At 51.0% G+C, this 21,224-nt stretch carries 20 protein-coding genes; 6 read left to right on the top strand and 14 right to left on the bottom strand.

The genetic code is table 11. From position 1 onward, the window contains the following. Positions 1-27 precede the first annotated feature (27 nt). From O4H47_RS05235 to O4H47_RS05255, 5 genes are all read right to left on the bottom strand, one after another. Positions 28-1,044: a BMP family lipoprotein gene (locus tag O4H47_RS05235; RefSeq protein WP_269392906.1), complete on the bottom strand. Its 1,017-nt coding sequence runs from the start codon at positions 1,042-1,044 to the stop codon at positions 28-30. A gap of 241 nt (positions 1,045-1,285) precedes the next feature. Beyond that, on the bottom strand, positions 1,286-1,930 hold the full coding sequence (locus tag O4H47_RS05240; protein ID WP_269392907.1) for an ATP-binding cassette domain-containing protein: 645 nt from the start codon (positions 1,928-1,930) through the stop codon (positions 1,286-1,288). A 2-nt stretch (positions 1,931-1,932) separates the two neighbouring features. Then, complete coding sequence (locus O4H47_RS05245; RefSeq protein WP_269392908.1) at positions 1,933-3,636, bottom strand: ABC transporter permease; 1,704 nt, start codon at positions 3,634-3,636, stop codon at positions 1,933-1,935. Continuing rightward, positions 3,636-4,868 carry an ABC transporter substrate-binding protein gene (locus O4H47_RS05250; RefSeq protein ID WP_269392909.1) on the bottom strand — a complete coding sequence of 411 codons (1,233 nt, stop codon included), beginning with the start codon at positions 4,866-4,868 and terminating at the stop codon, positions 3,636-3,638. The genes O4H47_RS05245 and O4H47_RS05250 overlap by 1 nt, the downstream gene beginning before the upstream one ends. Before the next feature lie 124 nt (positions 4,869-4,992). Next, complete coding sequence (locus O4H47_RS05255) at positions 4,993-5,460, bottom strand: CoxG family protein (protein WP_269392910.1); 468 nt, start codon at positions 5,458-5,460, stop codon at positions 4,993-4,995. Between the two features lie 144 nt (positions 5,461-5,604). On the opposite strand from O4H47_RS05255, the gene O4H47_RS05260 reads away from it, so the two are divergent. Genes O4H47_RS05260 through O4H47_RS05275 form a run of 4 tightly spaced genes read left to right on the top strand, consistent with a single transcriptional unit; the run spans position 5,605 to position 10,040 of the window. Continuing rightward, positions 5,605-6,789 (top strand): cell surface protein, encoded by a 1,185-nt coding sequence (locus tag O4H47_RS05260; RefSeq protein ID WP_269392911.1) that lies wholly within the window; start codon positions 5,605-5,607, stop codon positions 6,787-6,789. A 52-nt stretch (positions 6,790-6,841) separates the two neighbouring features. Next, the gene (locus O4H47_RS05265; protein WP_269392912.1) at positions 6,842-7,780 is read left to right on the top strand and encodes a DUF6384 family protein; all 939 of its coding nucleotides are present in this window, start codon (positions 6,842-6,844) and stop codon (positions 7,778-7,780) included. Continuing rightward, positions 7,774-9,255, top strand: coding sequence for a hypothetical protein (locus O4H47_RS05270; RefSeq protein ID WP_269392913.1), 1,482 nt, complete (start codon positions 7,774-7,776; stop codon positions 9,253-9,255). Before O4H47_RS05265 ends, O4H47_RS05270 begins: the two co-directional genes overlap by 7 nt. Positions 9,256-9,269: 14 nt before the next feature. After that, positions 9,270-10,040, top strand: a complete 771-nt coding sequence (locus O4H47_RS05275) for a class I SAM-dependent methyltransferase (RefSeq protein ID WP_269392914.1) — start codon at positions 9,270-9,272, stop codon at positions 10,038-10,040. Here the strand turns inward: O4H47_RS05275 and O4H47_RS05280 are convergent. The 5 genes from O4H47_RS05280 to O4H47_RS05300 form a co-directional block, all read right to left on the bottom strand. Next, positions 10,037-10,615 carry a hypothetical protein gene (locus O4H47_RS05280; RefSeq protein ID WP_269392915.1) on the bottom strand — a complete coding sequence of 193 codons (579 nt, stop codon included), beginning with the start codon at positions 10,613-10,615 and terminating at the stop codon, positions 10,037-10,039. The genes O4H47_RS05275 and O4H47_RS05280 overlap by 4 nt on opposite strands. A gap of 72 nt (positions 10,616-10,687) precedes the next feature. Then, positions 10,688-12,511 (bottom strand): phosphogluconate dehydratase, encoded by a 1,824-nt coding sequence (gene edd, locus O4H47_RS05285; RefSeq protein ID WP_269392916.1) that lies wholly within the window; start codon positions 12,509-12,511, stop codon positions 10,688-10,690. A gap of 37 nt (positions 12,512-12,548) precedes the next feature. Further along, on the bottom strand, positions 12,549-13,253 hold the full coding sequence (gene pgl / locus O4H47_RS05290; RefSeq protein ID WP_269392917.1) for a 6-phosphogluconolactonase: 705 nt from the start codon (positions 13,251-13,253) through the stop codon (positions 12,549-12,551). After that, complete coding sequence (gene zwf, locus O4H47_RS05295) at positions 13,234-14,727, bottom strand: glucose-6-phosphate dehydrogenase (RefSeq protein WP_269392918.1); 1,494 nt, start codon at positions 14,725-14,727, stop codon at positions 13,234-13,236. Before zwf ends, pgl begins: the two co-directional genes overlap by 20 nt. Positions 14,728-14,737: 10 nt before the next feature. Further along, the gene (locus tag O4H47_RS05300; protein WP_269392919.1) at positions 14,738-15,610 is read right to left on the bottom strand and encodes a BadF/BadG/BcrA/BcrD ATPase family protein; all 873 of its coding nucleotides are present in this window, start codon (positions 15,608-15,610) and stop codon (positions 14,738-14,740) included. Between the two features lie 178 nt (positions 15,611-15,788). On the opposite strand from O4H47_RS05300, the gene O4H47_RS05305 reads away from it, so the two are divergent. Both O4H47_RS05305 and cobU read left to right on the top strand, forming a co-directional pair. Next, a complete protein-coding gene (locus O4H47_RS05305) occupies positions 15,789-16,175 on the top strand; it encodes a DUF1636 domain-containing protein (protein WP_269392920.1) in 387 nt (128 codons plus the stop codon). After that, positions 16,172-16,687, top strand: a complete 516-nt coding sequence (cobU, locus tag O4H47_RS05310; protein WP_269392921.1) for a bifunctional adenosylcobinamide kinase/adenosylcobinamide-phosphate guanylyltransferase — start codon at positions 16,172-16,174, stop codon at positions 16,685-16,687. The genes O4H47_RS05305 and cobU overlap by 4 nt, the downstream gene beginning before the upstream one ends. On the opposite strand, the gene cbiB is transcribed toward cobU, so the two are convergent. Genes cbiB through cobA form a run of 4 tightly spaced genes read right to left on the bottom strand, consistent with a single transcriptional unit; the run spans position 16,684 to position 21,194 of the window. Next, a complete protein-coding gene (gene cbiB, locus O4H47_RS05315) occupies positions 16,684-17,643 on the bottom strand; it encodes an adenosylcobinamide-phosphate synthase CbiB (protein ID WP_269392922.1) in 960 nt (319 codons plus the stop codon). The genes cobU and cbiB overlap by 4 nt on opposite strands. Further along, a complete protein-coding gene (locus tag O4H47_RS05320) occupies positions 17,640-19,115 on the bottom strand; it encodes a cobyric acid synthase (protein WP_269392923.1) in 1,476 nt (491 codons plus the stop codon). Before O4H47_RS05320 ends, cbiB begins: the two co-directional genes overlap by 4 nt. Positions 19,116-19,120: 5 nt before the next feature. Then, positions 19,121-20,410, bottom strand: a complete 1,290-nt coding sequence (locus O4H47_RS05325) for a cobyrinate a,c-diamide synthase (protein WP_269392924.1) — start codon at positions 20,408-20,410, stop codon at positions 19,121-19,123. After that, entirely contained in the window at positions 20,403-21,194 is a 792-nt protein-coding gene (gene cobA, locus O4H47_RS05330) for a uroporphyrinogen-III C-methyltransferase (RefSeq protein WP_269393600.1), read from the bottom strand. Before cobA ends, O4H47_RS05325 begins: the two co-directional genes overlap by 8 nt. Positions 21,195-21,224: the final 30 nt, after the last annotated feature.

A 21,224-nucleotide genomic window follows, 5' to 3' on the forward strand; every position in this document is an offset into this window, starting at 1 on the left:
ATCGAGTTACCGTTCCCGGTGTTTCGATTAAGATACTGGGCAAGAATTGTCTGAGCGGTAATCGTGAACTACGATTTCGCCAGAATTAATCTTAGCTGTGTAATCTGCCAGTGCGGCTTTCATTTCGTCAGAAAGTAGTGGCTCGTTGTGCTCGTCAACAGCAGCACCTACACCACCTTCAGCAAGACCAAGCACCTGAATGCCAGATGTCCAAGCACCGTTCATCTCGTCGGTGAATGCGGCTTGAACAGCAACGTCAACGCGTTTCACCATTGATGAAAGCATGCTGCCTGGGAACAAGTAGTTCTGGTTGCTATCAACGCCGATACCGTACTTACCCGCATCTGCTGCGGCTTGCAAAGCACCTTCGCCTGCAGCACCTGCTGCAGCATATACTACGTCAGCGCCACGCTCTAGCTGTGAACGGCCAACTTCGCCGGCAGTGTTGATGTCGTTGAAGGCACCAAAATCAGTTCCGATAAAGTTTTGAAGTACAGTGATGTCTGCATTCGCTGCTTTGGCACCTTGAACGTAGCCACAACCAAATGCCTGCAATAGTGGGAAGTCAAATGCTGTCACATAGCCAATTGTGCCAGTTTCAGACTTCATTGCAGCCAAAACACCTACAAGGAATGAACCTTCTTGTTCTTTAAACAGAACAGAACGCACGTTTGGTAGGTCAACAACACTATCGATAATCGCAAAGTGTGTGTCTGGGAATTCTTGGGCAACAACTGTTAGTGGCTCAGACCATGTAAAGCCTGGTACAACAATTGGGCTTGCGCCTTGCTGTGCAAAACGACGAAGAGCTTGCTCACGCTGTGCGTCAGTTTGAATTTCAAGATCTTGATATGAGTTGCCGGTCGCCTCAGCGTAGGCTTTTGCACCATTCCAAGCCATTTCGTTGAATGACTTATCGTTTTTGCCAGCAGCATCGTAAATGAGCGCTGGGTCAGCAAACGCAACACCTGTCATCAAAGCAGTGAAAGTTGCTACGCCAATAATGGCTTTTGCACCACTAGAAATCTTCTTATGGACGGTCATGAATATCTCCCTTGTCACGTCGTCATATGGTTTAACACCGAGAGGTCTAAAAACCTTCGATGCGTCCATTTGATATTTTTAATTCAAGCGCTTTATAGGTTCCTCCGCAAGCAAAAACGCCAGCTTGCACCCCTCAATCGTTAGCGGGTGTGAGAGAATAATTCAAGTATTTTTTGACCGATTGGTCAAACACATCATCTTTAGCGAGCAAAACCATAGTGTTTTACTAAATAGTAAAATTTTAAAGTGTGATTATTTGGCCGCCAGATTTGTCTGCATCAAGTTGGTCATGGGTTACTAAAAGTGTGGGTAGATTTTTGATTTTAGCCTGTGCGAACACAAACTCGCGCACTTTGTCGCGCAATCCAGAATCAAGTGCGGAAAACGGCTCGTCAAGCAGCAGGGCTTTGGGTTCTGACAACAAAACACGAATTAGGGCAATGCGGGACTGCTGACCGCCTGAAAGTGTGAGCGGATCACGGTGGCCCAGCTCTGCCATGTTCACAGCGCCCAGGGCCGCGCGCACTTTTTCGCAGCGCTCCGTTTTGTCGCCTTTGGCTGGCAATCCGAACAGCAAATTCTCTTCAACACTTAGGTGTGGAAACAACAATGGGTCTTGAAACATCAACCCCACTTTTCGATCCGCAGGGTCAGCATGAGTTATGTCCAAACCGTCTAGCACCACACGCCCCGTATAGCTAAAACTGGGGGGCAAAAAACCAGAAATAAGATTTAGGAGTGAAGACTTTCCCGATCCTGATGCGCCCATCACCGTGACAACCTCACCCGGTTGAATGGTCACGTTCAGATCAAGCAATTTGCTGCCGTCATGAAACAGGCGGACATTCTCTAGGCAGAGGGCATTTTCGGTTTTTGTGTCTGACATAACTACCGAAAGAACTTTCTATTTGGGAACAGGAAACGCGGCAGCAATGTCGCGCCAACGAAACCGATCGCGGGCAAAAGAGTTTGCACCATTGCATATATGCCTATCAACCGTCGATCGCCCCCCGCGGCAAGTGCAACCGCCTCTGTTGTGATGGTGGGCACGCGCCCTGCCCCAATGAGTAGCGTTGGGAGATACTGCGCGATGGATATGGCCACGCCCAATGCGCTTGCCAGCAATATTGGTTTCATCAGCATGGGCAAGCGCACAAACAATAAAGCTTTGTTCTGCGATGCGCCCAGCGAAGTTGCCACCTGTAAATAACGCAAATCAAAACTTCGGAATGACGCAGCCATCGAAAGAAACACATAGGGTAAGACAAATATCGTATGTGCCAATGCCACAGGCCAAAAGCTACCGTCGAGCCCATAGCGCACGAGAAACACGGAGACGCCAAACAGAAATGCAATTTGCGGCACAATTAGCGGCAAATAGAGAATGCGCATAGCATTTGGGGTAAATTGAATATTATGGCGATACTCATTTTCTAGGCAAGCGATGGTGAGAACTAGCGAAATCAATGTGGACGTCATGGCAATTGATATTGCATTGACTATGGGCACCCAAAGCGCGCTGGCATTATTGGCCCATCTTGAGAGGGTGAAACTGGACGGCAGGGCATTTGGAAAACGCCAAAACCCGGCTATCGACCAAATGGTTAGAACGATCAATGATAAGACGAATATCACCACAACGGCACTCATGGCAGTTGTTGCAGTGACGCGAAACCAGCGATCATTCCTGTGGCGTTGGCCATTTATTGCGGCACGGCGCCCGATGTAAGCGATCAATGCTTCGCCGATACGCCAAATCAGCAAAGCAACAAGTGTTGCCCCCAATTGCCACACAGCGCCAGCTGCGGCAACGAACCTCATTTCAAGCGCGGGATCATTCATCCAATGCAACAATTGGACGGGCAGCATAGGCGGAAAATTTGGCCCCAAAATCAGAGCCACATCAACCACAGATGATGAAAAGGCAATGACAGCGTATACTGGCAGTCGCATCTGTTTGTATAAAGCAGGAAAGACAACAGTGAACCAGCTCCACACACGGCCATACCCTAGCGAACGTGCAACTTTAAGTCGTTCATCTACATTGATTTGACTGGACGCGGACAAACCAACCAAGAAAAGGAACGGTATTTCCTTAAGGACCAACCCAATCAGCAGTGCATTGCCCGCTGGGTCGTTGATAATCAGCCAGTCTGGGGGATGGGAAAAACCGGTTGCCCAAGGCGAGAGCAAACGCATAAGCCAGCCCGATGGTGCAATAAGAAATGCAAAACCAAATGCTGCCGCGGCGTGAGGCACAGACATAAGCGGGGAAATAAACCGCGTGATACGACGAAAACTGTTGCGCCCCCACTGCGATGCAAAAGAGCTTACTACAATGACCAACGAGAGGAATGTGGTGGCCACACCAATCCATATCGACAGTCGAACCGATTGCCAAAATCCCGGCTTATGGGTGACGTCTTGAAGATAGCTGAATGTGAATTGATCCCCGCCAAGCGACGGAAAGAAACCAAAGGCGGGTAGCAACACACCTGCTAGCCCAGCAATCAAAGGCCCCAAGAGGGCCACAATCATGATAACTGGGGCGAAAACAAGTGGATCGCCCCAGCCTTTGGTTTTTGTTTTCATTAGTTAGAACGCACGTGGCGTTTTGCCCACTCTTCCTCAAGCCTTACCGCCCAGCTTGCGTCTGGCTCCAATAAGGTTGCGCCAAACTCATCTGCGGCCAAAGTTGCAGGCCCACGCGTAAGTGCATCGAACAGCGCTTTGCCTTCTGCTGGAAGTGAATTCACATCCAGCACCGTGGGGTCACCCCAGATATTCTCATCGGCTTTGCGGGCTTGGGCTTGTGCGGACAACATAAAGTTTGCCACAACCATCGCTCCGGCTTTTGCGTTCGCGTTGTAAGGAATGGTGACGAAGTGCGAATTGCCCATTGAGCCATAGTCCAACACAAATGAACGCACCGTTTGTGGCAATTCTTGCGCGTTGATCGCTGAAGACGCTTCGCCGGGATTAAATGTCATAGCGATGCCAATTTCCCCATCAGCCAGCAAATTTTTCAACTGTGTTGTATCCGCTGCATAAACTTCGCCCGAACGCCAAAGATTTGGTTTTAGGCGATCAAGATAGGCCCAAAGCGGTGCTGTTACTTCATCAAAATCAGCCTCAACCACCGGGGCGCGTAACAGGGATTGATCCGCAATGGTGCCGTAGAGCACCTGCTTGAGGAACGTGGTGCCAATGAAATTGGGCGGCGATGCGTAGGTGAAGCGACCTGGGTTTTCTTCAACCCATTTCGCCAAAGCTTCTAGGCTTGTTGGCGGCGTTTCAAGCCACGCGCTGTCGTAATAAAACGTGAGCTGCGCCATACCCCAAGGGCTTTCTTGACCGTCCACTGGCACTGTAAAATCGTAGGTCAGCGTGGGTTTGCCCGCAACGTCAGCATATTTGTAGTTGGGTAATTGCTCAGACCAATTTTGTTCGATCAGCAGGCCTTGGCGTTTCATCGATGCAAAATTCTCGCCATTGATCCAAATAAGATCAACCGATCCGCCCTGATGGCGACCAGCCGCTTTTTCGGTCAAAACACGGTTCACCGCGTTGGCAGTGTCGTCCAGTTTAACATGATTGAGGGTAACGCCATATTCAGCTTTTACGCGTTCACCAACCCAAGCGATGTAGGCATTGATGTTTGGTGCCCCACCCCAAGCGTTGAAATAGACTTCTTGGCCATTTGCCGCTTTGACGACGGAAGGCCAATCGGCTGGGTTGACGTCCTCAGCATATGCCGTTCCGGCCAATATGGCACTTGATGCTAAACTTATTACGGCAAGATTTTTTGCAAGCGTTTTCAACATATTCCCTCAAAACCTGTTTGTCACTTTGGCCACAAATGCATTTGCAGTCAAACAAGTGCAAAACACATTGATGTTATAGCAGTGTGAGGGGAAGAATAGAACGCAGCTTAGCGTCGCATGTTGACTATTCCAGAGAATTAATCGGCGTGGCAGTTGCGCCAAATTGCTCAGCAAAATGCTCGAAGAAACGATCAATCACCTTCTGCGCTGTACCGCTGACCAGTTTGGAGCCGATTTTTTCAATGGAACCTGACACTTCGCCATAAGCGGTAAACTTAAGCGTTGACCCTTCACCGTGATCATCCAACTCAATGTCAGCGAACCCTTTTGCCAAACCCAAAAGGCCGCCACGCCCCTGCCCAGAAAGCGTATAACTGCGCGCAGGATCCACATTTGATAAGGACAGGTCACCGACGAATTTTGGTTTAGCAACACCCAAATTGACCTTAATCGTGGCTTCAAGACTTTTGTCATCGACCCACTCGATATGGTGGCACCCCGGAATACAGGCCTTAAGGGTTTTCGTGTCATTTAGCGCATTCCAGACCGCTTCGCGCGGCGCTGAAATGATGTAATGTCCAACAAATTTCATGGAAACCCTTTACCTTGAGCGAGAATGACACAATATCACAAACACATGGTAACATGGTTGCAAGCTGTCAATCGTTAGCTGTAAAAAGCTTACAAGGCAAAAATTTAGCGGCGTAAAGGCCACAAACTTCGGGGAAGTATCATCATGTCAACTGAACTTGCTGAAAAGCCATTGCAATATTTGGACAAAGCAATGGGCGCAATTCGCGAAATGGGTCTATGGCCTGAAAATGTTGAAGAAGCACCAATAACTGCGCTGTTGGAACAAATTACAGAGCTAGACGAAACCCGCGTAATTCTAATTGGTCGCACCCTCAACCAGGCCAGCATTTTCAATGAAGTGGTGCGTGAGCAAATTGCTGCCATGAGCATTGGCGAACGTTACGAAGACATCACCAAAGGATTCGATAGCATTCGCGACGATGCAAAAGGCATGGTTGACCAGCTTGCCGATGGTAAATTGGATATGCTTGAACGTGCATCCAATGTTTGGATGAAAGTGACGCGCGGCGATATCCCCGCACGGTTTGATAAAATCCGCACGATTTATCTTGATGTGACAAAAGACACAAAAGACCAAATTGACCGCGAACATACGATTTTGGAAGCCTATCGCGATTTCCGCGGCGCGCTGAAACAGTCTGAAGTTATGGCTTTGGAAGTGTTTGAAAAAGCTGAAGTACACTTGCAAGAACGCAAAGACGCACTGTCGGCAGCGACCACAGAGCTTGAGAACTTTGCTGATGGCACGCCAGCGGATCGGGCACGTTTAGAAATGGCCCGCGACGAACGTTTGCGGGAAATGCAAAATGAAGAGCGTCGCTACCAGATCGCAAAAGATCTTTCAGACAATCTGACTATTTCTTACAACACGTCAGAAGTTGTGATGGCCCGTTTGGCACAAACTACAAACGCCAAAGAGCGTGTGTATCAGCAGTCAATTTCATTCTTCTCAACAAACGAGACGGTTTTGACCGCATTGAGCGCGTCCTTCACGGGTCTATTTGGTTTGCACGAGAGCACCGAAACACTGAACGCAATGAAGGAAGGCATGTCAAAAAGCCTTGAAACATTGGCGGACATTGGGGACACGGTACAAGAAGAAGCGCTTAAAGCGGGTTACGGCCCAACCATTCGCGCCGACGCCGTTATGAAATTGGTCGATAGTGTTGTGAACTTCCAAGAGAAGTCACGTTCCATCATCAACGAAATGCGCGAGCAGTCTACCCGAAATTCAGCTGAAATTCGTGATGCTGTTGAAGATGGAAAGCAGCGGTTGTCAAAACTGGCGGCTGAAGGCAACACCATTTTGCTTGAGCAAAAAGGCTAGCGCCAATACGGTCCGGTACGCATGATCGCAAAATCATATTGAGTTGAGCTGAATGACGACAACGAGAACGAAAAAGGCGGCCCCACTTGATGAAGTGATGCTGGCAATGGATGTGGTGGATACACTGCGCCATAGCGAAAACTTAGTGGCCCGTGAATTGGGCGAAGAAGATCGTGCCAGTGCGCTGATGGAGCGCTTACGTGAGGTCTATCGTCAGCAAGGCATTGATGTGCCGGACCGAATTTTGCGTGAAGGGGTTTCCGCGCTAAATGAAGCGCGGTTTGCCTATTCACCACCAACTGGTGGTTTGGGCTATTTTTTGGCCCGCCTTTATGTGTCGCGGCGACATTGGGGCAAGCAAGCCTTATTTGTTGTATTGGCCGCCCTCATTGGAGTTGTCGGCTATAATTTCGCCTATAAGCCTTATGTTGCCGGTCAGGCCCAAGCATCGATTGAACGGGTGCAAGTTGAATTGCCCGCTCAGATGGACGAATTGCTCGCTCAAATAACTTCAGTTGCAAAGGTTGAAAGCGCTGTGGTTTCTGCAACTGAAACTGTTGAGCGTGGCAAGGCGGCGGCAGCAGCTTCCGATCTGCAACGCGCCGAAAAGGCGGTTGCAGATTTGTCAACGACACTCACCCAACTTCAGGGTGAATATCGATTGCAGATCGTCAATCGGGAAGGCTCAGATACCGGTGTTTGGACCTACCCCGATGTCAATGAAAATACCCGAAACTATTACATCATTGTAGAAGCTATCGGCACCGATGGAGAGACACAGGTCCAATCTATCGTCAACGAGGAGACTGGACAGGCCGAGCAGGTCAGCCAATGGGGCGTGCGTGTTTCTGAGGTGGTATTTAATGGCGTTCGAGATGACAAATTGGACGACGGCATTGTCCAAAACAACATTATGGGCCTTAAGCAATATGGCTATATGGACGTTGACTATGTGCTTCCAGTTTTGGGCGGTGAAATAACACAATGGTAAGACGCAACAAAAAAATCTCTGGCCCCGAAGCCTTGCGCTCACTAGACCGCGCACTGGACGACATTCGGCGCGAAGAAAAACAAATGACGCGGCTTTCCGCCGATGCCGCATCACGCATTGGTCGATTGCGCGAGATTGAGGCAGAGCAGTTTATAGCTCTGGCTGAATTGCGCCTAGACCCTGCACGCAAGACTGAAATTACTGGCGAAATCTCTCGTGCTGAAAAGCAAGCCCGCTCGATCCTTGAAGCGCACGAAGGGCAGTATAATGAACTTGGGACGCGGCTTGATGAGATTGATGGCGAGATCAAATCAATCCTTGCTGAACGCGCAAAAGCACAAGCCGTCTACGAAAAGGCTGAAGCAGAACTGGATGCCTTGAGTGGCGCGGTTTTCAAAGGACTTAAGACGGACGAAAAATATCAAGCTCAATTGGCTAGTTCCAATGAGGCGAAAAGCATTGCCGAGCATGCACTAAAGAAAACCGAAGTTGCCGAAAAGGATCGCGATGAAAAGGGCAAGCCCTATCGCGAAGACCCTTTGTTTATGTACCTTTGGGAAACAGGTTTTGGCACCAGCGCATATGGCGGCAATAATCTGGTGCGCTATTTTGACAAAATGATCGCCAAGATGATCCGCTATCATGACGCAAAGCCAAACTTCTCCATTCTCAATGAAATCCCCATGCGCTTGCGCGAACATGCAGAGCGTTTGCTTGAGGATGCTGACACGGAGCACGCAAAGCTTAAAAAGCTTGAAGACAAAGCATTTGATGCTGCGGGTGGAAAAGCCTATCGGCTGAATTCTGAAAAAGCTGAAAAGGAAATCGCCGCAATTGACGAAGCACAGGTGCGGCTTGAGGATGAGCGCGACGAATTGGCCCGCAAGCACACCAAATTGTCTGATGGTGGCGACAGCGCCTATCGCGAAGCAGTGGAAACGCTGACAGAAGGCTTGCAACGCGAAACCATTTCTGAGCTTTACGACGCGGCCCGACAAACTTCCAGTCGCGAGGATGATTTGATCATTCGCAAAATTGACGCTGTCCGCGCAGAGATTTTGGAGCAGGATGACGATATCAACGAAGCCAAGGTCCGCCTGAAAACACTAGCTGCGCGCCGTCGCGAACTGGAAGATATCGAGTGGGAGTTCAAAAAATCGAACTTTGACGACCCACGCATGAAGTTTGACGATGATTTGGTTGAAGACATGCTTGGTGAGTTTTTGAAGGGCGCTATTACCGCTGCCGGCTATTGGGGACAATGGCAAGATGCACAACGCGGGTCTGGGTATACCCCGCGCTCGAGTAGCAGCAAGAATGAACGCTCAAAATCCGGTCCTTGGAGCAAAGGCAATTTGGATTTTGGATCATTTGGCACCCCCAGCAGCGATTTTTCGCGTCCACGCGGTTCTTCCCGTCAGGGGTCAAAAGGCACACGCAAACATGGTAATTTCAAAACTGGCGGTAAGTTCTAAAACCTAGAGGCTCTATGAGTACAGTCCACCAAAGTGCCGCAAAAGGCTATCAATCCGCAGCCGATAAATATCAGCGTGGACGGCCCGATTATGCACCACAGGTTTTTACGTGGTTGCGCGACAAATTGGGGGCTGAGCCAAACTCTATTGTGGTTGATTTAGGTGCAGGCACCGGCAAATTCACCAAGCGTATATGTGACATTTCAGAACACGTAATCGCAGTTGATCCAGTTGATGCAATGCGCGAGAAGTTGGCCGCAGATTTGCCGCAAGTTGAGGTGATCAAGGGCACCGCCGACAAAATGCCTTTGGATGATGACAGCATTGATATTCTTGTTTGTTCGCAGTCGTTTCACTGGTTCGCCTCATCAGCAGCAGTTGCAGAAATTCACCGGATCCTAAAACCAGGCGGGCGGTTTGGACTGGTGTGGAATGTGCGCGATGAACGAACAGATTGGGTGGCAGAACTCACCAAGATCATTACCCCTTACGAGGGTGATGCACCACGCTATTATAAAGGCGACTGGCGAGAACCGTTTCCGGCCCCCGGATTTGGTTTGTTAGAAGAAACCCGTTTTGTGAACGCTCATATTGGCACCCCAGAAGACGTGATCTTCAATCGGTTCATGTCGGTCAGTTTTATTGCAGCGCAGGATGAGACGACCCGCGCTGACATTGAAGGGCAAATCCGCAATTTGATCACCACGCACCCAGCGCTAATGGGGAAATCCGAAGTGGTTTTTCCCTATGTCACCGAGTGCTTTTGGTGTGTCAAAGAGGGCTAACAGTCGCGAACGTGCTTGGCTTTTAACTGTTTCATGAGATCTTGCACCGACATATTGTCGACCAATGTGAGCAACTCAACGTCCGATGCGCGTGCCATATACACTGTAAATTTTTCCTGCGCGTATTCGAACTGCTCGGTTTTGCAAAAATCCGGAGACAATCCGATCGTTAGCGAAGCGCCTTTTGTGTTTTTCGACTTCATGTCGCGCAAGAGGACTTGGAATTCAACGAGTTCCTCCTTTGCCTTTTCAGAAAAACCAAATAAATTGAGAACCTTGCCTTTGTGCTGCGGCACTTTGGTGAGCGACAATTCTGAAGCGTCCAGGCGCACGATTGCGAAATCGTGAATTGAAGGCTCTTCGCCCGCCAGTTGCACGGTCATCGTGAATTTTGATGTCTCTGGCTGGGCATTGAGCTGCGGGGTCGCCTCAACACCAAAAACCATATTTGCGATATCAGCCTCAAGTGGATCAAAGTCTGACATGGCGTGCATGGTTTTGATTGTGGAGAGCGAGACGCATGCACCCACGAGCATTGTGATGGATAGTGCTGCAAAAAACTTCAAGTAAGACATTAATAAAACACCCTCATAATTGATTTATGAGGGTGTTTTAGTCTTCAAATTGGGGTCAGAATATGGCGGATTTTAGAATATTTCGCCCAGCGCACTTGCCCCTTTATCGGCAGACCCAACCAATGCGCGCATGCCGGAGAACAGTTCCCGGCCCAATCCATGGTGCGACGCGGAAAGGTCCTGCGTTGCTAAAGGACGCGCATCAAACTCGGCATGGTCGCCCAAGAATTCAAGTGTGCCTTTTTCCGCATCTAAACGGAGCATATCACCGTCTTTGATTTTGGCGATTGGCCCGCCATCCAATGCTTCTGGCGTTAGATGGATCGCGGCGGGGATTTTGCCGGATGCGCCGGACATGCGCCCATCGGTGACCAAGGCAACCTTGTAGCCCCTACCCTGCAAAATGCCGAGCGGTGGGGTGAGTTTGTGTAACTCTGGCATGCCGATAGCTTTTGGCCCCGAGAAACGCACCACGGCGATCATATCTTGCTCGAGATCACCTTTTCTGAACGCCTCTTGCATCTCGTCTTGTGAATGGAACACTTTTGCAGGTGCCTCAACAAACCGGTGTTCTTCTTTCACGGCTGAAATTTTGATGACAGATTGGCCAAGGTTACCTTTGAGCAGTTTTAGACCACCCGATGTGGCAAACGCTGCATCGGTTCCGGCAAGCACCTTGTCATTGCCGGTGGTTTTTGGTGCAGACACAAAGTGAACCTTTTCGCCGTCCAGTTTTGGCTCTTGTGCATAAACATGCAGGCCCGAACCCCAGATGGTTTTAACATCGTCGTGCAGCGCACCATCGTTGAGCAATTGGTCGATCATAAAGCCCATACCGCCAGCGGCGTGGAAGTGGTTCACATCAGCCATGCCGTTTGGATAGACCCGCGCCAGCAACGGCGTGCAATCGGATAAGTCAGACATGTCCTGCCAATTGATTTGGATGCCTGCGGCCGCAGCCATAGCGATCAAGTGGATGGTGTGGTTTGTGGAACCGCCTGTTGCGTGCAAACCAATCATGCCATTTACGATGGCTTTTTCGTCGATCACTTGGCTTGCGGGCGTAAATTCATTACCCAGCGCCGTAATTGCCAGGGCACGACGTGCCGCTTCTTTGGTCAAAGCGGTACGCAAAGGCGTGCCCGGATTGACAAAGCTTGAACCGGGAATATGTAGGCCCATGATTTCCATGAGCATTTGGTTGGTATTGGCGGTGCCATAAAATGTGCAGGTGCCGGCTGAATGATAGCTATCGCTTTCCGCCTGCAGAAGTTCTTCGCGGCCTACTTTACCTTCTGCGTACAACTGACGGATGCGGGCTTTTTCGTCGTTTGGCAAACCAGAAGGCATTGGGCCAGCAGGCACGAACACGGCTGGTATGTGACCAAAGGTCAGTGCAGCGATCACCAAACCCGGCACGATCTTGTCGCAAATACCAAGGAACATGGCGGCGTCGAACATATTGTGGCTCAAGCCGATGGCGGCAGACATGGCAATCACGTCGCGTGAAAACAGCGAAAGGTCCATGCCCGGTTGGCCTTGGGTCACCCCATCACACATTGAAGGTACACCGCTTGCCACTTGCGCGGTCGCGCCCATTTCGCGGGCGGCCTCTTTGATGAGATCGGGATAATCATAATAGGGTTGATGTGCCGAAAGCATGTCATTGTAAGAAGTGATGATGCCAATATTGGGCGTGATCCCATCGGATAGTTTTTCTTTATCCCCAGGCGCGCAGGCCGCAAAGCCGTGGGCCAAATTGCCACAAGACAGCGCCGAACGATGGACGCCACGCGTCACTTGCGCATCCATGCGGTCAAGATAAGTGCGACGCGTTTTTTCGCTGCGTTTGATAATCCGGTCGGTGACGTCCTTGATTTGATTGTTAACGCGCATCGGTCATCTCCAATTCGATTTGAATGTGCCGCCGGGCTTAGGGGCACCAATAAATATTGAGCGGCGTTTGATCTTGCCGCAGCACGGCGCGGATTGGCATGTCTTCAACATCGCCCTCGCCTTGTGCCGCATCTAAAACGTCTTGCTTTGCCTCGCCTTCTATATGAAGCGCCAAAAGTGAGGCGTTGAGCAAGGTCGGCAGCGTGAACGTTATGCGTTCCTCGCCCGCGCCCGCCGCGCGCATCGACGAGAACATTGGTGTGTTGTTGAGATCGATCGCCGCGCTTAAATTGTCGCCGCCGGGGAAAAAGCTTGCCGTATGGCCGTCGGTTCCCATGCCCAAAATCACCACCGTGATCGGCTGTGCCATCTCTGTAAAGCGGCTTGAAAGTTCCTCAATGCCAGCGTCAGCACTTTTGCCTTCAACAAACAAGGGCTCAAAATGAGCATTCGCGGCATCGCCTTGCAGCAAGTTTTCAGCCACCAGCTTGGCATTTGAGCGATCCGAAGATGGCTCAACCCATCGCTCATCCACCAACGAAACAAAAACCTTTGACCAGTCTAAGTCAGCACGGCTTAAGTGTTGGAAAAACAGTTTTGGCGTTGAACCGCCCGAAACCAAAAGGCTTGCTTTGCCATCACGCGAAATGGCCGTGCGCAAAGCGCCCGCCACATCTTCTGCCAATGCGGCGGCCAAAATGTCTTTGTTGGCGAAATCTGTTTTAGAGGCCTTTTGGGTCATCAGCTTCCTCGTGCCATGTACGTCCATCACGTTCGATCAGCGCAATCGAGGCCGTTGGGCCCCACGTGCCTGCAGTATAGCCGTGTAGTTTGTCTGTATCATTGTCCCAAGCTTCGCGGATCGGGTCGATCCAGCGCCAAGCCGCTTCCAGCTCATCGCGCCGCATAAACAAAGTTTGGTTGCCGCGCACCACGTCCATCAACAAACGTTCATAGGCTTCTGGCGTGCGTTGAATGAATGTGTCAGCAAATGACAAGTTGAGCGGCACTTGGCGAAGGCGCATGCCACCGGGGCCCGGGTCCTTAATCATCAAGAACAGCTTCACGCCTTCATCAGGCTGCAGGCGGATTACCAATCGGTTGGCCTTTGGCACCCCTTCAGAGCGCGAAAAAATCGAATGGGGAATTTCGCGGAACTGAATAACAATTTCAGATGCGCGGGTAGCCATACGCTTGCCGGTGCGCAAATAGAAGGGCACGCCATTCCAGCGCCAGTTTTCAACTTCTGCCTTAATTGCCACAAAAGTCTCGGTGTTTGATTTTACGTCGTCACCCAACTCTTCAAGATAACCCGGCACTTTGGTTTCTTCGGACGAAACACCACGATATTGGCCGCGCACTGTTAGTTTTTCAACAGCATCGCCAACGATGGGTTTTAAGGCGCGCAACACTTTCAGCTTCTCGTCACGCAAGGCGTTCGCTTCGTCAGATGCTGGGGGTTCCATTGCCACTAAGCACAGCAATTGCAGCATGTGGTTTTGCACCATGTCACGCAGCGCACCAGATTTTTCGTAATAGCTGCGCCCACCTGAGCCAACGCTTTCGGCCACAGTGATTTGTACATGGTCAATGTGGGCAGAATTCCAAATTGGCTCAAATAGTGTATTGGCAAAACGCAATGCCAACAGATTTTGAACGGTTTCTTTGCCCAAATAATGGTCAATCCGATAGACTTGGTCTTCGCGGAAAACCTTGGCCACCGTGTCATTGATATCAATTGAGCTTTCCAGGTCGCGCCCAAGAGGCTTCTCAAGAACCACGCGCGCGTCCGGCGTCCAGTAATTGCGGGTGGCGAGATAGTCGCAAATGGGTTCGAACAAAAATGGGGCGACGGCCAAATAAAACGCCCGCACAACTTCCGGGTCGTCGCGCAAAGCGTCGTCTAGTTCGGCCCAGCCATCTTTATCTGTTACATCGTTGGCGATGTAGCTAAAGCAACCGGCGAACTCTTTGAGCTGTTCTTCTTCAATATCTGTGGCATCAACAAATTGGCGAACAGATGCAATGGCAAAGGCTTGAAATTCCTCTGTGGTCATCTCGGACCGCGACACGCCAATAATTCGCGAATTGGTATCGAATTGCTGATCGATAAAGCGATGGAAAAGCGCGGGAATGAGTTTGCGTTGACTAAGGTCACCTGTGGCGCCAAACACCACATAGTCAAACGGATCAACTGGGATAATACGGCTCGACATCTCTTGCCTCCTAGTTTTGTTGTGCGGCTTTCGCCTTCAATAGAGCACCATGTTGGGCGTCAGCTTGCGCACCCATCACAAAATCACCGTAGCGGTCTTTAAGGAGCGGCAACAAGCGTTCGCCAAATCCGCCTACAATGGCGAGTTTTTTTGCGCCACGCTTTTTGAACCAATCGGCAAACTGATCAAGCTGCTCATATTCAAATGCCATCATTTCTTGCGCGATTGGGTCACCCTGCTCAACAAATTCCATGAACATGGGGATCAAGCTGGCAAAATCCTTAGGCCAAGCTTTAAACGACCAATCCATCATGGTGTCCGTTGACCCACCAAGCTTTTCAATGATCGCTTGCGTTAAGGGAGACCCCTCGCAAAGGCCATCCAGCGCTTCAATGGAGCGACGGGCAATGGCGCGGCCAAGAATGGCACCAGATGCGGTATCTGAAATATGGTAACCCCAGCCGCCAACCGGGTGTAGTTTGCCTTCAACTTTTGCGAGCCCGGCAGACCCTGTACCAACAATCAATACGGCGCCATCTTCGCCCAAATGCGCGCCTTCTCGGGCTGTTTCCACATCGTTGTGCACCAACGTGCGGGCAAAGGGATAATCACGGGCGGCGAAATCGCGCTTTGAGGAGGCCAAGTGCGCACCAGCAAGACCAAGGCACGCAATGGTGTTGGCCATGTCTTTTTCGCCAAGACCTGCTTTTTCAAACACCTTTTGGCTTACATCAATAATTGAGCCATAGGCTTGTGATCCATCACCAATGGTGGTGTTGGCCGGACCGCCACGGGTTTCAGCGATTGTTTCCAAATTTTCATTGGCGAGGCGCGCGCGACAATTGGTGCCGCCGCCGTCAATACCAAGATAGAATTTTTGCACCGGGCGCTCTCCTAAAATTTTGCGCGGGTGAGATGACACGGCGCGATACATAAAGGCAAAACGTCTTAGACGAAAGTATTAATCGCCCCTTTTGTAACAAAAAGTCCACCTCTTGCGTTTTTTCTCAATTCGACGCAATTTCGTGCGCTCCAGTTTGACCAACATATTTGAGTTCGCTTTGACCCAAAAATTGACCGTTTGCACCACCTGCAAATTTTCCAAGGAACATGCATATAACGCCAATGGTGAAACTGGTGGTGAGATATTGCTCAAATCGCTTGAAACATTGCGTGACAAACGCGAAACACGTCTCAAAATCGTGGGGCACGAATGCCTATGGGCGTGCAAACATTCATGCACGGTGTTGCTAGAAGATGAAAAACGAACTGGATATTTAGCCGGCTATTTTTCACCCGAGGATAAAGATGCCGAAGCCATTTTGGATTGGTGTGCAGCGCACGACAAAACTGAAGATGGTAATGTGCCTTTTATTGAATGGCCCCAAGGCATGCGCGGGCACTTTATCGCCCGCATACCGGGCAAAGCCGAAGGGGAAACGCGATGAGCGGGCATCATTTGATTTTAGGCGGAGCGAAATCTGGAAAGACCTCATATGCGGAGCAAATGGCCCTCAACATGGGGGATAAGCCCGTCTATCTGGCAACCGGGCAAGCGTGGGACGATGAAATGCGCACCCGTATTGATGCACATAAAGCATCCCGTGCGGACCAATTTATCACCGTTGAATCTCCCCTGAATTTGATTTCTGCTCTGGAACAAAATCGGGACGTATCAAGGGTTTTTTTGGTCGACTGTTTGACCTTGTGGATCACCAATTTGATGATGGCTGAGATGAGTGTTGATGAGAGCGTCGACGCGCTTATTCACTGGCTTACAGCGAACACGGCGAGCCAAATTATCCTTGTTTCAAATGAAGTTGGCCAAGGCATAGTGCCGGACAATAAAATGGCGCGAGAATTTCGGGACCATGCGGGGATAAGTCATCAAAAACTGGCTAGGCTGTGCGAGACGGTGACCTTTGTAACCGCCGGTATTGCCCAGCGTTTGAAAGGCTAACCAAAGATCAACGCCAGTACAAAAAGCACTGCCAAGGTCAGCGTGAGGCTTAGGCCATAGAGTTTTAACGCGCGGTCAATATCCAAAGCTTCGATAAAATCTTTGCCCTCACCCATGGTCGCCAGATCCAAGGTTTTCCCATCATAATCGCGTGCGCCGCCAAGCTTTATGTTCAGCGCGCCTGCCATTGCAGCTTCTGGCCAGCCTGCATTGGGGGAGCGGTGAAGCTTTGCATCTCGCCGGGCAGATCGCCATGCAGCTTCACCATCCATACCCGGGGTAAACCGCGCTGTCAGCGCAAAGATTGCAGCGGTTAGACGGGCGGGGATAAAGTTGGCTAAATCATCCAGTTTGGCGCTGGCAAAACCAAAGTCTAAGAATTGCTCGTTTTTATGGCCAACCATTGAATCTGCTGTGTTAATTGCTTTGTACAAGGCCACTCCCGGCAGGCCAAAAAGCACCAGATAAAAGATTGGCGCAATAATGCCATCGGAGGTGTTTTCGGCCAAGCTTTCAACCGCTGCATGCGCCACCCCATCTTCATCCAACTGGTCAGGGTCGCGCCCCACAATATGGGAAACAGCGTGGCGGCCTTGGGTCAAATTCTCGCGCAAGCCGTCGGCCACAGCCTTCACCGCTTGGCCCAATTCCTTTTGTGCAATCAACGTACTAGCGAGAAAAATCTGAGCCGCCCACCCAAAGGGAATATCGCGCAAGGTCCAAACGATTAGGAGCGAAACAAATGCGGTGGTTGCCAGCAATATCGTGAGCATTACAAAGCCGTTTCGGCGACGGCGCAAATTGCTCAAAGCTGGATTATTGGCCCGTTTTTCAAGCACTTCAATTAGCTTACCCATCCACATAACGGGGTGGCCGACCGCGTTCAGAACAGGCCTTGGATAGCCCAAAATCCGCTCGAGTAAAGTGGCCGCAAAGGCGAGGACAAAGCTTGTCATGTTGATTTCCTTGGCGTTTTCATGGTCTGAGCGATTTGATCGAGATTGACGTGATGTTCCAAATGGGCGGCAAAGCCATCCAATATCTGGTCAATCCGGGCCTCAAATTCAAGCTCAGCATTGGTTTTTGCGCCCAATTGATCCAAGAACGCGCGGCGGAATTGGTCCGATGCGAAAAGGCCATGCAGGTAGGTTCCAACGATCTGACCGTTTGGCGACATTGCTCCCTCAGGCTGATCACCAACCCTTGCAAAAGGTTGTATCCGATCTTTGCCAGTGGTCTCGCCCATATGCATATGATAACCGGACAGGGGCAAATCATGCGTGCTTGAGACTGCGTTCTCTAGGCGCAATTGCTTTTGTTCGGACAGGCTTGTTTCAACGTCGAGCAGGCCCAATCCAGCAACGGATTTGGGGGTGCCTTCTATACCATTTTTATCGGCGATTGAGCGCCCTAACATTTGGTAGCCGCCGCAGATTCCGAGCACAGATTTGCCTTGGCGCACATGGGCTTTGATGTCGATATCCCAACCCTGCGCAACAAGAAATTCATAGTCTGATATTGTCGATTTTGAGCCGGGCAGGATTATCAAATCCGCGTCCATGGACAACGGATTGCCGGGCTGGATGATGTGCAAGCTGACGCCTTCTTCTTGGCGAAGAGGATCTAAGTCATCAAAATTTGCAATGCGCGGCAAGCGCGGCACGACGATTTTGAAGTCGCCCGTTTGATCTACTTGGCGATGATCTAGGGCTAGCACATCCTCGGGCGGCAAAAGCTGTGCATCTGGATAGTCGGGCAGCGGTCCCCAACACGGCAAGCCAGTACGATCTTGGATGAAGCTTTTGCCTTGTTCAAACAGGTTTGGGTCGCCGTGAAAACGGTTAATCAAGGAGCCAACAATGAGCGCTTTGTCAGCTGGATCGATAACCTCCAAAGTACCAATGATCGAAGCAATAACTCCACCACGGTGGATATCGCCCACCAACATGACAGGCAAGTTGAGCGCGCGGGCGAAACCAAAATTTGCAATATCGGCGGCGCGCAAATTGATCTCTGATGCGCTGCCTGCACCTTCTACGAAAATCAGATCAGCATCGGTTTGTAATTCTTCAAATGCTGAAACTGTTTGTGGCAAATAGACACTGCGTTTTTTGAAATACTCGCGGGCGGACATAGAGGCCACACGTTTGCCGCGCACCACCACTTGCGCACCTGTTTCTTGCTCCGGCTTCAGGAGCACGGGGTTCATTGCGGTTGTTGGTTCAATGCGGCAGGCACGGGCTTGCAGCGCTTGGGCACGGCCAATTTCACCACCGTCGGCGGTTACCGCAGCGTTGTTCGACATGTTTTGCGGTTTAAACGGGCGCACCGAATGGCCGCGGTTGGTGAACGCACGACAAAGGCCTGCAGTGACGAGGCTTTTGCCCACGTCCGACCCTGTGCCCATGATCATGAGTGCTTTGGCCATTTTGCCTATTCCACCTGCTCGATAATATGAGCGTATGAACCCATAATGCGCCCTTGAACACAACCCATTGGCGCAACCGGGTTACCCTGCGCGTCAGTTGCGACAAACAACGGATTGCTCACCGTGCCAGATTGGGTTGAATAGTGAAACTCGTGCCCGCGCAGGTTTTGTGTCCACGGCAGCGCGTTTTTGTGCGTTAGTTGGCGGTAGCCGAGCTGTCGGCGGGGGCGGTCGATCATCGAACTGTGTGGCAAAAGCCCTAGCATTTTGTGGGTTTGGCCCTGCTTGTTTGTGAGGCTTTGTCCGAGCACCATATAGCCGCCACACTCGCCATAAATCAGTTTGTTGGCATCTGCGGCTACACGCATGCCATTTGCGAAGTGTGCAGCGTTTGAAAGTTTTTCCGCGTGTAATTCGGGGTAGCCACCGGGTAGAAAAATGGCGTCTGCGGATTGGTCCGGCGCTTGATCCTCAAGTGGTGAGAAGAAGCTTAGCTGGGCGCCCTGGGCCTGCCAATCGGACAGGAAATGAGGGTAGATAAAGGCGAAAGCCTGATCGCGGGCGATGGCCATACGCTGACCAAGTGGTGGAAGTCTTTTGGGTTCGCTGATTTGGTGAATGGGTTCAGCGATAGACTGCAACTTGTCCAAATCGATATTTTTCTCGATCCGGTTTGTCGATGTACTGGCCACCGCTTTGGCCGCCGCAAAATCCTGCGGCAAAGTGAGGCCCAAATGCCTTGAGGGAATGTTTAATTCGTCATCACGACCAAGGGCGCCCAAATAGGCAACATCGAGCGGTTCAAGAGCTGATTTCAGCATTTGTTCATGCCGTTCGCTGGCGACGCGGTTCAAAATCACTCCTGCCACTTTGATGTCTTGGCGCAGGGTCGAAAAGCCGTGCACAACGGCTGCGATCGATTGCGCCATCGACCCCACATCCACCACCAAGATCACGGGTAAGTTGAGTGCAGCGGCCAGATCGGCAGTGGAGCCGTTCCCGCTTACAGCACCGTCAAACAAACCCATCACGCCCTCGATTAACAATAGGTCCGCGCCATTTGCGGCTACGTCAGCGCGGCTTTTCAATTGTGCTGCCGACATGGCCCATGGATCAAGGTTGGAGGCGGTAACGCCCGTGGTGAGCGCGTGAAACGACGCGTCAATATAGTCCGGTCCAGTTTTGGCGGAAGCAGCATTGACGCCTCGATTTTTGAGCGCACCGAGCAAGCCCATGGTGATGAGCGTTTTGCCTGACCCCGAACTAGGTGCTGCAACGATCAACCCGTTAGCCAATGCGGTTCTCCGATGGGGTATACCAGTTCAAGATTTCGCGGTAGTTGACCACTTGTCCGATCACAACAATGGCGGGCGTTGGCACGTCTTCGCGTTCAACAAATGCGCCCGCTTCTCCAAGCGTGGTGATTGCCACCGACTGTTCGGGCAGCGTGGTATTTGAAAGTATAGCGAGAGCGTCTTCTGGTTTGCGGCCGGCTGCTATCAGTTTTTCGGAAATTGAGCTGAGGTGTTTCACCGCCATAAACATGACGATGACAGGGGCGGCAGTTGCGATAGATTGCCAATCAACAGCATGGGGCACCTCGCCTGTTTCATCATGTCCCGTGAGGAAGATCACCGCTTGATTGATATCGCGGTGAGTAACGGGAATTCCGGCATAAGCAAGCCCGCCGATACCCGAAGTGATGCCCGGCACAATGCGAAATTTCACACCCGCTTTGGCCAATGTTTCACTTTCTTCACCGCCTCGGCCAAAAACAAATGGATCGCCGCCCTTAAGGCGCAAAACCTTTTTGCCTTCTTTTGCCCAATCGATCAGGCTTATTGAAATGTCTTTTTGTTTTGGCGAAGGTTTTCCGCCGCGCTTGCCTGCATAAATGCATTGAGCATTTGGGTTGGCGAATTTGAGCAGCTCTTTGCCCACGAGGGCGTCATAAACGATCACGTCTGCCTGCCCCAAAGCGTAATAGCCAAGCATTGAAATCAGGCCAGCAGCACCCGGCCCTGCGCCCACAAGCCAAACAGTGCCCGGTTCAAAGGGAGGGAAATCCGCATCATCCATACGCCCGAAATGGCCTTGCGGCTGATCCGG

The sequence above is a fragment of the Maritalea porphyrae genome, assembly GCF_027213965.1.
GTDB lineage: Bacteria > Pseudomonadota > Alphaproteobacteria > Rhizobiales > Devosiaceae > Maritalea > Maritalea porphyrae_A.